Source organism: Sphingorhabdus sp. Alg239-R122 (assembly GCF_900537065.1).
Lineage (GTDB): Bacteria > Pseudomonadota > Alphaproteobacteria > Sphingomonadales > Sphingomonadaceae > Alg239-R122.
The window spans coordinates 1-12663 of sequence record NZ_UNRC01000019.1 but is presented as its reverse complement, the minus strand read 5'-3'; the positions used below and the strand labels follow the sequence as shown (position 1 = coordinate 12663).

At 54.3% G+C, this 12663-nt stretch carries 12 protein-coding genes; 4 read left to right on the top strand and 8 right to left on the bottom strand.

Features of this window, described 5'->3' with window-relative positions; all coding sequences use genetic code 11:
• The coding region (locus G6Q15_RS12125; RefSeq protein WP_164119187.1) for a hypothetical protein at window positions 1–204 on the bottom strand (204 nt) is incomplete at its 3' end.
• Between the two features lie 56 nt (window positions 205–260).
• On the opposite strand from G6Q15_RS12125, the gene G6Q15_RS12120 reads away from it, so the two are divergent.
• Window positions 261–785 carry a hypothetical protein gene (locus G6Q15_RS12120; RefSeq protein WP_240330871.1) on the top strand — a complete coding sequence of 175 codons (525 nt, stop codon included), beginning with the start codon at window positions 261–263 and terminating at the stop codon, window positions 783–785.
• Window positions 786–936: 151 nt separating this feature from the next.
• Here G6Q15_RS12120 and G6Q15_RS12115 read toward each other — a convergent pair whose 3' ends face one another.
• The 4 genes from G6Q15_RS12115 to G6Q15_RS12100 all read right to left on the bottom strand — a co-directional run bounded on the left by G6Q15_RS12115 (window position 937) and on the right by G6Q15_RS12100 (window position 5382).
• Window positions 937–2481, bottom strand: coding sequence for a PH domain-containing protein (locus G6Q15_RS12115; RefSeq protein ID WP_164119185.1), 1545 nt, complete (start codon window positions 2479–2481; stop codon window positions 937–939).
• Window positions 2478–2999 (bottom strand): PH domain-containing protein, encoded by a 522-nt coding sequence (locus tag G6Q15_RS12110; protein ID WP_164119183.1) that lies wholly within the window; start codon window positions 2997–2999, stop codon window positions 2478–2480. The genes G6Q15_RS12115 and G6Q15_RS12110 overlap by 4 nt, the downstream gene beginning before the upstream one ends.
• A gap of 68 nt (window positions 3000–3067) precedes the next feature.
• Complete coding sequence (locus tag G6Q15_RS12105; protein ID WP_164119180.1) at window positions 3068–4072, bottom strand: nitronate monooxygenase; 1005 nt, start codon at window positions 4070–4072, stop codon at window positions 3068–3070.
• Between the two features lie 47 nt (window positions 4073–4119).
• Entirely contained in the window at window positions 4120–5382 is a 1263-nt protein-coding gene (locus G6Q15_RS12100) for an aspartate kinase (protein ID WP_164119178.1), read from the bottom strand.
• 97 nt (window positions 5383–5479) lie between these two features.
• Here G6Q15_RS12100 and ubiG point away from each other — a divergent pair, with 97 nt between their 5' ends.
• Window positions 5480–6211, top strand: a complete 732-nt coding sequence (gene ubiG, locus G6Q15_RS12095) for a bifunctional 2-polyprenyl-6-hydroxyphenol methylase/3-demethylubiquinol 3-O-methyltransferase UbiG (protein WP_240330888.1) — start codon at window positions 5480–5482, stop codon at window positions 6209–6211.
• Window positions 6211–6648, top strand: coding sequence for a GNAT family N-acetyltransferase (locus G6Q15_RS12090; RefSeq protein ID WP_164119174.1), 438 nt, complete (start codon window positions 6211–6213; stop codon window positions 6646–6648). The genes ubiG and G6Q15_RS12090 overlap by 1 nt, the downstream gene beginning before the upstream one ends.
• Before the next feature lie 58 nt (window positions 6649–6706).
• On the opposite strand, the gene G6Q15_RS12085 is transcribed toward G6Q15_RS12090, so the two are convergent.
• Window positions 6707–7378, bottom strand: coding sequence for a glutathione S-transferase family protein (locus G6Q15_RS12085; RefSeq protein WP_164119171.1), 672 nt, complete (start codon window positions 7376–7378; stop codon window positions 6707–6709).
• A 90-nt stretch (window positions 7379–7468) separates the two neighbouring features.
• Complete coding sequence (locus G6Q15_RS12080) at window positions 7469–7807, bottom strand: VOC family protein (protein ID WP_164119169.1); 339 nt, start codon at window positions 7805–7807, stop codon at window positions 7469–7471.
• A gap of 262 nt (window positions 7808–8069) precedes the next feature.
• Between G6Q15_RS12080 and G6Q15_RS12075 the strand changes: the two genes are divergently transcribed.
• A complete protein-coding gene (locus G6Q15_RS12075; RefSeq protein ID WP_164119167.1) occupies window positions 8070–8603 on the top strand; it encodes an outer membrane beta-barrel protein in 534 nt (177 codons plus the stop codon).
• 59 nt (window positions 8604–8662) lie between these two features.
• On the opposite strand, the gene gltB is transcribed toward G6Q15_RS12075, so the two are convergent.
• The coding region (gene gltB, locus G6Q15_RS12070; RefSeq protein WP_164119165.1) for a glutamate synthase large subunit at window positions 8663–12663 on the bottom strand (4001 nt) is incomplete at its 5' end.

The window sequence follows — 12663 nt, the reverse complement described above, 5'->3', positions numbered from 1 at the left end:
TTCCAGTGTGGCGGACGCGACTTTGTCGGCGTAATCATCAATGCCCAGCGAGCTTGCAAAAACAGGGCTTTCCTTCAGCACATAGGCCCAATAGTCGTCGATGACATTTTGCAGGTCTTCGGCCTGCCGTGCCGCAGCGGGGCTTGCTCCTGCCAACGCGGCAGCCACAACAACCGTTCCCAGTCCCAGAAATTGCTTGCGCATCACCTATCCTCTTCGCATTACTTATATGTGCATGTTTGCGCACTGGGGGATAACGGATGGGGGACAAAATGACCAGTAAAACTGTTGCGATAAAGAGCAGGCCTAAATCCTTAAAACCCGATCTTCTGGAAAAAATTCTGGGTGCTTTATCGCTTATTCTCTTAGCGGCAGCTTTGGTCTCCCTGTTCAAGGGGCGCTCTGAATGGCACATACTGCCTTGGCAAGTCTGGTTGCATTTATCGACGATACTCACCGCTTTGATCACCACTCCTTTTATGATGTGGCGTAAACGCGGAGATAAAATGCATCGTTGGATGGGCTGGATATGGTCCATTGCCATGTTAGTGACTGCGCTGGTCAGTTTTGACATTCGCATGATTGCCCGCGGCAATTTCAGCTATATTCACTTGCTGTCTTTATTGACTGTCGTGGTTGTGCCCTTGCTGGTTTTATCTGCGCGGCGGCACAATGTGATTGCGCACCGTAAACATGTACGCGGTATTATTATCGGTGCCTTGCTGGTTGCCGGATTTTTTACTTTCCCGTTTAATCGCATCATGGGGCAATGGTTATTTGGATAAAACCCACGATCGAATTCAATATGTCATGTATTGTGGCTATGCCGTTATAATAACACAGAGACAGCGCCTGTTGCGGCAGGTGTTGACGGTATTGCGCCGCTATTAATGCACCAGTATTGAACTGATTTTCAGGCCAGCGCTAAAGTGATTTTCAGGTAAGCGCTGGAGTAAGTAATTTTGCCCTGAGGTTTTGGCATTCTTGCTGTGCGATCGTATGAACGGTGAGCGGCAAGATGCCGCTGCCGCCTGCTACGCCTATGACAATGTCGGCATTGCCCAACGCGCGCGCAAGGAAGCTCTGACTGATATCGACCGACTGCACCTTGCGGATGGGCAGGATGGTACATTTCTGCCGCCAGAAACCCTCACGCACGAAAAGCTGATTGTCCGACAGCACATATTTGTGATGTTTCCAGCGAAGCCACATGATGAGTGTCAGAGGAACAATTAGTGCCATTAGCCAGAACAGCCTGTGATCGACAAGGTAGCCAAGTGCTGTGCTGGACACAATTATGAGCAGGGTGAAAATGACACTGGGCACCACCCAGTGTGCGGCCATCACCGGCAGGTAATCCTTACCCGCCTCCCGCCGGATGCCGGGTTCAGCAATGATGCGGTCCATTTCCTCCATTGTGGCCAGCGGTGCAACGCTATGGTCGCTATTCTTGCCATCGCTGGCCAGTGACTGGAATTTGAGGTGATACCAGCCAAAGCGGCGTTTTATAGGACCGGTCAATATGCTGGCTGCCTGTATGCGGTGCAGCGGCATGACGACGTCAGTTAGTGTAGTAAGCCCGCGACGGCGGCGGAAACCGTTTTCTGTGCGATCGAGCCGGAAACCATATTCGCGGAAAAATGTTGTGGTTATGCCGGTAAACAGGCCAATAAAAATGAGGCTGAATAGTCCGCCAACCAAACCCGCAATCTGTGCCCAGATGCCCAGTGATCCGATTTTGCCAGGGGCGTCCACACGGTCGATCCAGTAATCGGTATCGAACATTTCATCGGGTATCAGGAAGTCGAAATTCTGTGCCGCCGCACCCAGCACCGCAAAGATAACCAGCGAGAAATTAAAGATGCCCGCGGTCAGCACACGGCGGTTGTTCATGGCAAAAATCGGTTCAGCCTCTTCGGCTTCGGATAATTCTTCGGTGGCAGCGGTTTTGCCAGTGTCTTGCGCTGTGATGCCGGCCTTGCGTCTGCGAATGATATCGCGCAGTTCCTCCGCGCGCGCCAGACTGACTGCATTGAGCACTCCGTCATCGCTGCCTGCGCTGCCGGTCTCAAACTTGACGCTGGCAAGCCCTAAAAGCCGGGCTAGCAATTTTTGTTCGACATTGACGTCCTGTATCCGCTCATAGGGGATGGAGCGCTTGTTGCGGCTGAACACACCGCTGGCAATACGAATTTCCTCCACACCCACCTGATAGGAAAAACGCCGCCATTGCAGGTAGGCCGCTCCCATGCTGAGTGCGATGACACCGGCTATGGCAGGAAGTATAAGTGCGCTGCCGCCGCCTTTGCTGATGCCAAAATACAGCGCCGGGATGATATAGATGAACTGGGGTAGCAGCTTGGCAAATTTGAGCAACAGGCTGAGCGGATGCAGGCGTAAAGCGGGCATGCCCGTTTCCGCCGTCACATCGACATCGCTGCCGACCTGTATTTCTGCCATATCTGCAGGCGCGTCGTTCATATCATTTCCTGTTTGATATGCCCGCGAATTTCCTCGCGCATCGCTTCTGCATCCTCGGGTTTGAGTCCTGGCAGATCGACGACGCTGTTATGCGTACCCGCCGTATGTACGATCAGCGTCGAAAGGCCGTAAAGCCGCTGTAGTGGCCCCTGCGCGACATCAATATGCTGGATGCGGTTGAACGGGACGATGGTATCTGTGCGGAACAGGTAGCCGCGCAGCACGCGTAACCGGTCCGCGCCCATGTCATAGCCCCAGCGGCGATATTTGCGCTCTGGCAACAGGATGAAAATGATCAATGCGATAATGGCGGCGGGGGTGATAAATGCGCCTAGTCGGGTAATTTCCGCTTCCTGCGACAACATCACATCAGCGAAAGCTATACCGATGAGCAATACAAACAGGTTGATGCCCAGCACGGTACGCATCAGGTTTTTCTGCGGCGGATGCAGTGGTGTGAGGCCCAGATTATAGGATTTTTTGTCCTTGCCGCCAAAATCAAGAATTTCATCCACCATATTTGCCCGCTCCTGTTACTGACATCCTATATTGGATGTGTGTATTAGTTTGGCAAGGCAGTCTGGAATTAACGCTCCAGCGCCGCCTCGGCCTGATCCATCAGGCTGGCGATAATATCGGCCACTGGCTCTTCGGTTTTCACCATGCCGACTGACTGCCCGGCCATGACTGAACCGTTTTCGACATCGCCATCAATCACTGCACGGCGGAGCGCTCCCGCCCAAAAATGTTCGATCTGCAGCTGCGCCTCACCCATTTCAATTTCGCCCGAATCGAGAAGTTTTGCGACCTCGATCTGCTTGGCAGTGAATTCTTCAGTGCCTTTATTTTTGAGTGCCCGCACCGGGATAACCGGCAGGCGCGGATCGACCTGCACGCTGGTAATGGCATCTCGCGCATTGCCGCGGATAAATGCTTTTTTGAAATCCGGGTGCGCGATCGATTCATGCGCGCAGACAAAGCGTGTGCCCAGCTGCACACCCGCCGCGCCCATTTCCAGGTAACTGGCAATCGCTTCACCGCGGGCAATGCCTCCGGCCACGAAAATGGGAATATCCGTGCTGAGTTCAGGCAGTATTTCCTGGGCCAGAACGGATGTTGACACCGGACCGATATGGCCGCCTGCTTCCATTCCTTCGATGACAATCGCGTCCACGCCCGAACGTACGAATTTCTTCGCAAGTGCCATGGCCGGGGCAAAACAGATTACCTTTGCGCCGCCCGCCTTGATCGCCTCAATGCTACCCTTGGGCGGCAACCCGCCCGCAAGCACGACATGACCGATGCCATGTTTGCCGCATATTTCAATGAGCTGCATCAGATCAGGATGCATGGTAATAAGGTTCACGCCAAACGGTTTGTCGGTCAGTTTTTTTGTTTCTGTAATTTCTATGTCGAGCAACTCCGGCGTCATGGCGCCGCAGGCAATCACGCCGAACCCGCCTGCATTGCTGATCGCGGAGACGAGATTACGTTCCGACACCCATGACATAGCCCCGCACATAATCGCGGTCTTACAACCCAGAAATTCGGTGCCGCGCTGCATAAGGGAAGAGGTGAGGGGGTGAGTCATACGTGTTTTTCTTTCTGTTTGATCGCCTCACGGCTAGTGAGCGAGAGCTAACAAACCGTATCATCCAGCCCGTAGGCCGTATGCAGCACACGCACGGCAAGTTCGGTATAATCTTCCTCGATCAACACGCTGACCTTAATTTCCGAGGTGGTGATCGCGATGATATTGACACCCCGATCGGCCAGTGAAGAGAACATGGTGGAAGCAACACCGGCATGGCTTTTCATGCCGACGCCGACCACCGAAATCTTGGCAACATTGGTGTCCGGGATAACGCGGTTGTAGCCAATTGATTCCTGTGCCTGATCAAGCAGATCCATTGAGCGCGGAAGGTCAGCTTTTGGGACGGTGAAAGTCACATCGGTTTCGCCTTTTTCGCGGCCAACGTTTTGAATGATCATATCAACATTAATGCCCGCATCGGCGAGCGGGGAGAAGATATTGGCCACGGCACCCGGTTTGTCCGGCACGCGCGTCAACGTAATTTTCGCTTCGTTTTTGTCATGCGCAATGCCGGTAATCAGCTGGCGTTCCATATCCATTCCTTCCAGTTCTTCATCGCTGACGATCATCGTGCCTGGCAGCGTGTCAGCGGGCGGGGCGCCGTCCTCGATGAAGGATGACAGTACCTGTATCCGCACGCCGGTTTTCATGGCCAGACCGACTGACCGGGTCTGCAACACTTTTGCGCCCACGCTCGCTAGTTCGAGCATTTCTTCATAGGTGATGTTTTTCAGCTTGCGTGCCTTGGCAACGATGCGCGGGTCTGTTGTATAAACGCCATCCACATCGGTATAAATGTCACACCGATCCGCCTTGATGGCTGCCGCCACCGCCACGGCGCTGGTGTCGGATCCGCCGCGTCCCAATGTGGCCACGCGGCCTTCCATGCTTACACCCTGGAAGCCCGGAATAACGGCAATCTGCCCTTGCTGCATGGCCTGAACCATTGGCATCGCGTCGATATCCTGAATCCGTGCCCGGGCATGTGCCTCTATCGTGTTGATTGGCATCTGCCAGCCTAGCCAGCTGCGTGCATCGGCACCCATGGATTGCAGGGATATGGCCAGCAGTCCTGACGTCACCTGTTCGCCGCTGGCCACGACCACATCATATTCGGCGGGGTCATAGAGCGAACTTGCTTCGCGGCAGAAATTTATGAGCCGGTCAGTCTCACCTGCCATGGCGGACACGACCACCGCGACTTCATGCCCGGCATCTGCCTGTTGTTTCACAATTTTGGCAACCCGGCGGATGCGCTCAGTTCCCGCCATCGATGTGCCGCCAAATTTCATCACTATGCGTGCCATGCTTTGTGCCGGTTCTCTTTCTTTAGTGACAGCCCCGCGTGCAGAGCATATTATAGGTAGAAGCAATGTGTAGAGAGACAAAAAGGCGATGGCAAGCGTGAGAAACGGCGAAAACTGCACGATATTGGAAAGCGAAGCCGCGCATTTTGGCAAGCTGGCCCGCGAATGGTGGGATCCCAAGGGCAGCAGCGCGATGCTGCACAAATTGAACCCTGTGAGGCTCGGCTATATCCGTTCCATGCTGGATATGCACTTTCGTTGTGATGACAGGGAGTTAAAGCCGCTTGCGGGGAGGCGTGTGCTCGACGTGGGGTGCGGCGCGGGACTCTTGTGCGAGCCGCTGGCGCGGCTCGGCGGTGAAGTGACCGGCATTGATGCTGCAGCAGAGAATATCGCGGTGGCGCGGACACATGCACGCGGCAGCGGGCTCGATATCGAATATCTGCACACTGGCATCGAGAATCTCGACGCGCGCGGGTTTGACCTCGTCACCTCGCTGGAGGTGGTCGAACATGTCGCCGATCCGGCGGCTTTTGTGACGGGGCTTGCGGGCGCGTTGACCGAGGGCGGCCTGATGATCCTGTCCACGCCCAATCGCACGCATTTTTCGAAAATGGCGATGATTCATATTGGTGAGGGGTTGGGCCAGATTCCGGCGGGCACACATGACTGGGAAAGGTTCCTGACGCCGGAGGAATTGAGCGCGTTGCTCCACGATGCGAGCATGAAAATCATCGACACTCGAGGGTTGATAATGGACCCGGTCAAAGGACTGACCCTGTCGGACAATATGTCACTCAATTACCTGATGGCGGCGGTACGGGGGTAATGGAGTTTCGTGAATATAAGATTGCTGACGCATCCGCTTGTCTCGCTCTGTTTGATGCCAATACCCCGCCCTATTTCGATCCTTCAGAACGCCCGTTATTCGCAAAATTTCTGGAAAACCCCGAAGGGCATTACTTTGTGTTGAAGCAGGGCGGAGAGATTTCTGGGTGCGGTGGATACAGGTCATTCGAAAACGGGCAGGCAGTGTTTACATGGGGTATGGTGGCGCCGGATTATCATGGCGCGGGGTTGGGGCGTAAATTGACCGAACACCGGCTAGGCATAATTGCGGCGGAAGGGAGCTATACCGGCGTGCGTGTTCATACATCACCCATGATCGAACCGTTTTTCAACCATATGGGTTTTGTGACGCTGCGCACCCAAAAAGACGGTTTCGCGCCCAGCATGGACAAGGTGTATATGGAGATGGCGCTCTAGGCCTTGGCTACGGGAGTGAAACTTCGCTATCGAGTCTGTGATTGGATAACGCGATGCGTTAAAAATCCGGTTTTTCGTAATGGCTGGGCGGGACGATGACTTCCATGCGTTCGGATAGCAATGGCCGGAAGGATGGCCGCGATTTGAACACGCTGTACCAGCCCTTGGCCTGTTCGTGCCCCTGCCAATCGATGCCGCCCAGATAGTCGGCGACCGAGATATGCGCGGCGGCGGTCAGGTCGGCAAGGCTGAGCGTCGCCCCGGCGAGCCAGCTCCTGTGATCGATCAGGTAATCGATATAGTCGAGATGGTTATTGGCGAGCTTCATGGCCTCGCGCAGTACGCGGCCATCGGGCGGCTGGCGGTGGATGATGCGCTTGTGCATGCGTTCATGCATCAATGGCGCGACGACATCACCGTAAAACTGCTCATCGAACCAGGCGACCAGGCGGCGGATTTCCGCGCGCCCTTCCGCCGTCCCGTTGATCATCGGGTTCTTGTCGACCGTTTCTTCCAGATATTCGCAGATCGCAGCCGAATCGACAAGTTTTGTGCCACGTTCGCTGTGCACCATGACGGGTGTGCGCCCGGCTGGGTTTATGTCCAGAAATTCATCACGCTGCATCCACGGGCTCTCGCGCACGAGTTCATAGCCCACGCCTTTTTCGCCCATCAGCAGGCGAACCTTGCGCGAAAACGGACAAAGGGGAAATTGGTATAGCTGCCACATGCATCCCTTTTGCCCGAGCGTCGCCCCGCCGTCCACTGGTCAATTCAATATGGGTCGGATTTTTCGGTGGATAGTTCCTATATCAACCAGTTAGCTATCGGCTTGATAAATCGCGACCTCATTGCCCGATGGGTCCAGGAATTGGAAACGCCGCCCGCCGGGAAAGACAAAGATAGGGACTTTGACAGCTCCACCTGCTTTTTCGACTGCATTCAACGCAGCTTCCAGGTTATCGGTTTCAAATGTCGGCATCGGCGCGGCGGGCTCCTCTCCACTAGCAAAGCCGAGTTGCACAGGGCCGCCCTCGACCGCTGCATATTCAGGGCCATAATCAGTAAACTTAAAGCCTAGAGCCTTGGTATAAAACGTTTTGGTTGCCATCAGGTCAACAGCTTTCATTTCCACATAATTGGGGGTTACTTTTGTCATGGGCTTCCTTTCTTGTGCGGCACGTGCGCTTTAAAATGTCCGGATTGACTGTGAACCCCTTCAAACGGCGACTTACAGGGTTTGATACCGGCTTTCAGGGCATGGTTATAAAACCTGCTATTTCCATCAATAAACTTATTATATCGACAAACGACCGATTCTGCACATGCTGTTCATTCTGCTGTTATCATGGACTATTTATCTAGCTGCCATCCACTTGACGTGACCAGGTGGTTGAAAACCATAACATGTGAGAAACATTATGAAAAAAATTATGATTACATCAGCTGCGGCAGTTGCAGCAATGGGCCTTGCTTCCCCGGCAATGGCACAGGACGCACCAGAAGCCGAAGTATATGTTGGCGCACAGGCCGGCTATCACGACGTTATCGACAACCCTTTGGGTGATGATGGTGGCGTTATTTATGGCCTCTATGCTGGCGTAGATGTTCCAGTTGGCGAAACGATTGTTACTGGCGTTGAGGGTAATTTCAACCTCGGCACCGGCGCCATTGACAGTGAATATGGTATTGTCGGCAAACTGGGTGCGCGTGTTGGTGATGGTGGCCAGATTTTCCTGCGCGGCGGTTACCAGCATATCGATTTTGATGTTGGCGGCCTTTCCAATGGCCTCGTTAACGCAGGCGATCTTGATGTAGCTGACGATGAAGGTGACTATCTGGTTGGCGTTGGCGGTCAGTTCAAAGTGAGTGAGAATGTTTCACTGCGCGCTGTTGTTGACACTATCGCATTTGATACGACCCGGGCAACTGTGGGCCTCGCAGTTCACTTCTAAAGCTATCTCATACAGACTTTCGGGGCCGGGGATTTTCATTTCCCGGCCCCTTTATATGATTACTCTGCAGCTTCTATAACACTACTGTCGGTATCATTATCAGCGAGCGGGTGATCCAGCCGTTCCAGCATTTCCTTGGGACAGACCTGCCAAAAATAGGGCAGCGCCTTGTTCCAGTCCCGCAGGATTTCTTCGGCCCATTTGCTGTCTGTTGCTGAGTGGTGCTCTTCTATCAGCGATTTGAGATGCGATTCCCAATGGCCGGAACGGACCCTGTCCCATGTAATGCTTTCTGCATTGGTGCGGCGTGCAAAACTACCTTTTGTGTCATAAATAAACGCCATACCGCCCGTCATGCCAGCGCCAAAATTGCCGCCAACCTCGCCCAGGATCACAGCCGTACCGCCGGTCATATATTCGCATCCATTGGCGCCGCAGCCCTCAACGACGACATTGGCACCTGAATTGCGCACAGCAAAGCGTTCGCCAGCCTGACCCGCTGCGAACAACTTGCCCGATGTGGCCCCATATAGCACGGTATTACCAATGATTGTGTTGTCCTGACTGGCAAGCGGTGAACTGACCGTAGGGCGCAGGGTAATCGTGCCGCCCGAAAGGCCTTTGCCGACATAGTCATTGGCATCACCGAACACTTCCAGCGTTACACCCTGACAGAGGAATGCGCCGAGCGATTGCCCCGCGCTGCCCCGCAGACGGACCCGGACATGACCTTCATCAAGCGCTTTCATTCCGTATTTTTTCGTTATTTCCGCAGAGAGCCGTGTGCCCACGGCGCGATAGGTGTTGCGTACATTATAGGTGAACTGCATTTTTTCACGCCGCTCAAATACTGGCTTTGCGTCATGCAGGATCTGTGCATCCAGACTGTCAGGTACCGGATTGCGGTGAGTGTCCAGATTGAAACGCCGTTTTTCATCGGGTACGTCCACTTTGGCCAGTACCGGATTGAGATCCAGATCATCCAGATGTTCCGCACCGCGACTGACCTGTTTTAACAATTCAGTCCGGCCTACCACTTCGTCCAGTGTCCTGACCCCAAGGCGCGCCAGTATCTCGCGCACTTCCTCGGCAATAAAGGTCATCAGGTTGATGACCTTTTCAGGCGTGCCTGTAAACTTCTCACGCAGCTTTTCATCCTGGACGCACACGCCCACAGGGCAGGTGTTGCTATGGCATTGGCGCACCATGATACAACCCATGGCGACGAGTGACAGCGTGCCGATGCCAAACTCTTCCGCGCCCAAAATGGCGGCTATCACAATATCGCGCCCGGTTTTGAGACCGCCATCGGTGCGCAGCTTGACGCGGTGGCGCAGGCCATTAAGCGCGAGCACCTGGTTGGCCTCTGCAAGCCCCATTTCCCAAGGTGTGCCAGCATATTTTATGCTGGTCTGCGGGCTGGCACCTGTTCCGCCCGTATTGCCTGAAACAAGGATGATATCAGCATGCGCCTTGGCCACACCCGCCGCAATTGTGCCAATGCCAGCCGCAGATACCAGCTTGACGCAGACCCGCGCATCAGGATTGATCTGTTTCAGGTCATAGATAAGCTGAGCCAGGTCCTCAATCGAATAGATGTCATGGTGCGGCGGCGGAGAAATTAGTGTAACGCCGGGAGTAGAGTGACGTAAGCGGGCGATGAACTCGGTGACCTTGAAACCGGGAAGCTGCCCGCCTTCGCCCGGCTTTGCACCCTGCGCTACCTTGATTTCTATCTCTTCGCATGCGCCCAGATATTCTGCTGTGACACCGAAGCGCCCCGAAGCGACCTGTTTGATTGGGCTATTGGCATTGTCGCCATTGTCATAGGGTGTGTAACGTTCTTTCGCTTCGCCGCCTTCGCCCGACACAGATTTTGCGCCAATCCGGTTCATGGCGATAGCCAGCGTCTCATGCGCCTCGGGAGACAGCGCGCCGAGCGACATGCCGGGTGTGATAAACCGCTTGCGAATCTCGGTTATCGCCTCAATTTCATCAATGGGCAGGGGTTTATCTGCATAGTTAAATCCCATCAAATCACGCAGATAAACGGGCGGTATCGCGCGGACACCTTCGGCAAACTGCAGATAGGTGGAATAGCTATCATTGGCGACGGCGTTTTGCAGAAGGTGCATCATCTGCGCGCTATAGGCATGAGTTTCACCGCCTTCACGCTGTTTGTAAAAACCCCCTATAGGTAGCCGGACGACAGCGGTATCAAAAGCAGATTCATGCTTCATTTTGGCATTGAGGTGCAGCGAGTTATAGCCTTCACCTGATATCTTTGTGGGCATGCCCGGGAACAAGTCGTGCACCAGAGCTCGGCTAAGCCCGACAGATTCAAAATTATAGCCGCCACGGTAACTTGATATGACGGCAATGCCCATTTTGGACAGTATTTTCAACAGGCCTTCGTTTACAGCTGTGCGATGCCGTTCGAGGCATTCATCCAGAGAAAGTTCGCCAAGCAGGCCTTTCGCGTGCCGGTCGGCAATACATGCTTCGGCAAGATAGGCGTTCACTGTGGTAGCGCCCACACCGATCAGCACCGAATAATTATGTGTGTCGAGACATTCGGCTGAACGCACATTCACCGATGCAAAGGCGCGTAGTCCTGTACGGACCAGGTGCGTATGTACCGCGGCCGTTGCCAGGATCATCGCCATGCCGATCCGGTCATCGCTTATGTTTTCGTCCGTCAGGAATATTTCGGTTTTACCTTCGCGCACGGCAGTTTCCGCTTCACTGCGCACGCGGGCAATGGCTTCACGTAGCTGTTCAGGGCCGCCGTCGGCAGGGAAAGTGCAATCAATTTCGGCCTCTATGCCTTTGAATGCGGTTTTCAGGCGGAACCAGTCATTGGATGTGGTGACGGGGGTATCAAGCACCAGCACATTCTCATTCTGACCATCCTTGTCGAGGATATTGGCCAGATTTGAAAATCGTGTCTTCAGGCTCATGACGTGGCGTTCGCGCAAGGAGTCAATTGGCGGATTGGTCACCTGGCTGAAATTCTGGCGGAAAAACTGGCTCACCGTGCGCGGCTTGCCGCTTATGACAGCGAGCGGTGTGTCGTCCCCCATGGAACCGATGGCTTCCTTTGCATCTTCCACCATAGGCGCAAGGATCATTTCCATGTCTTCAATAGTAAAGCCGGCGGCGACCTGCCTGCGGCTAAGTTCGGCCTTGTTCCAGATCGGTGTCTTGCTACCCCTAACCTTGGGCAGGTCATCTATGCCGCGAAAGCCGCTGACCAGTTCTTCATAGGGCTGCTCGGCAGCAATCCGGTCTTTGACCGCACGGTCGTGGAACAGCTTGCCATCTTCCAGATCGACAGCGATCATTTGTCCCGGACCCAATCTGCCTTTCTCGGTGATGCTGCTTTCAGGCACAACCACCATGCCGCTTTCCGATCCGATAACCATCAGATTATCGGACGTGACCGTATAGCGCAGCGGACGCAGCGCATTGCGGTCCACCCCGGCCACGGCCCAGCGGCCATCGGTCATCGCGAGCGCGGCGGGACCATCCCATGGTTCCATGACGCTGGCCATATATTGATACATGGCAGAATGTGATTTGGGGATATCGTCTACATGCTGCCATGCCTCGGGGATCAGCATGATTTTTGCGGTTGGTGCTTCGCGGCCCGAACGGCAGATTGTTTCGAACACAGCGTCCAGTGCCGCAGTATCAGAAGCGCCAGCCGGGATAACCGGCTTGATGTCCTCACTATGTTCGCCAAAAGCGAGGCTGGCCATTTTTATCTCATGGCTTTTCATCCAGTTCTTATTGCCGCGGATAGTATTGATCTCGCCATTATGGGCGAGCGTGCGGAAGGGTTGGGCCAGCCACCATTGGGGGAAGGTATTGGTAGAATAACGCTGGTGAAAAATTCCCATGCGGCTTTCAAAGCGTCGATCCACCAGATCGGGATAAAAGACCGCCAGGCTTTCGGTAAGGAACAAGCCCTTGTAGAATAACGACTTGGACGACAGGCTGCCGCTATAAAAATCATTCACTTGCGCTGTGATAATGCGTTTTTCAATGCGTTTGTGGA

What these genes read in the sequence shown, in the direction of transcription:
- G6Q15_RS12120 (WP_240330871.1), top strand. Translation starts at nt 261, where the DNA reads ATGGGGGACAAAATGACCAGTAAAACTGTTGCGATAAAGAGCAGGCCT.
- G6Q15_RS12115 (WP_164119185.1), bottom strand. Translation starts at nt 2,481, where the DNA reads ATGAACGACGCGCCTGCAGATATGGCAGAAATACAGGTCGGCAGCGAT.
- G6Q15_RS12110 (WP_164119183.1), bottom strand. Translation starts at nt 2,999, where the DNA reads ATGGTGGATGAAATTCTTGATTTTGGCGGCAAGGACAAAAAATCCTAT.
- G6Q15_RS12105 (WP_164119180.1), bottom strand. Translation starts at nt 4,072, where the DNA reads ATGACTCACCCCCTCACCTCTTCCCTTATGCAGCGCGGCACCGAATTT.
- G6Q15_RS12100 (WP_164119178.1), bottom strand. Translation starts at nt 5,382, where the DNA reads ATGGCACGCATAGTGATGAAATTTGGCGGCACATCGATGGCGGGAACT.
- G6Q15_RS12090 (WP_164119174.1), top strand. Translation starts at nt 6,211, where the DNA reads ATGGAGTTTCGTGAATATAAGATTGCTGACGCATCCGCTTGTCTCGCT.
- G6Q15_RS12085 (WP_164119171.1), bottom strand. Translation starts at nt 7,378, where the DNA reads ATGTGGCAGCTATACCAATTTCCCCTTTGTCCGTTTTCGCGCAAGGTT.
- G6Q15_RS12080 (WP_164119169.1), bottom strand. Translation starts at nt 7,807, where the DNA reads ATGACAAAAGTAACCCCCAATTATGTGGAAATGAAAGCTGTTGACCTG.
- G6Q15_RS12075 (WP_164119167.1), top strand. Translation starts at nt 8,070, where the DNA reads ATGAAAAAAATTATGATTACATCAGCTGCGGCAGTTGCAGCAATGGGC.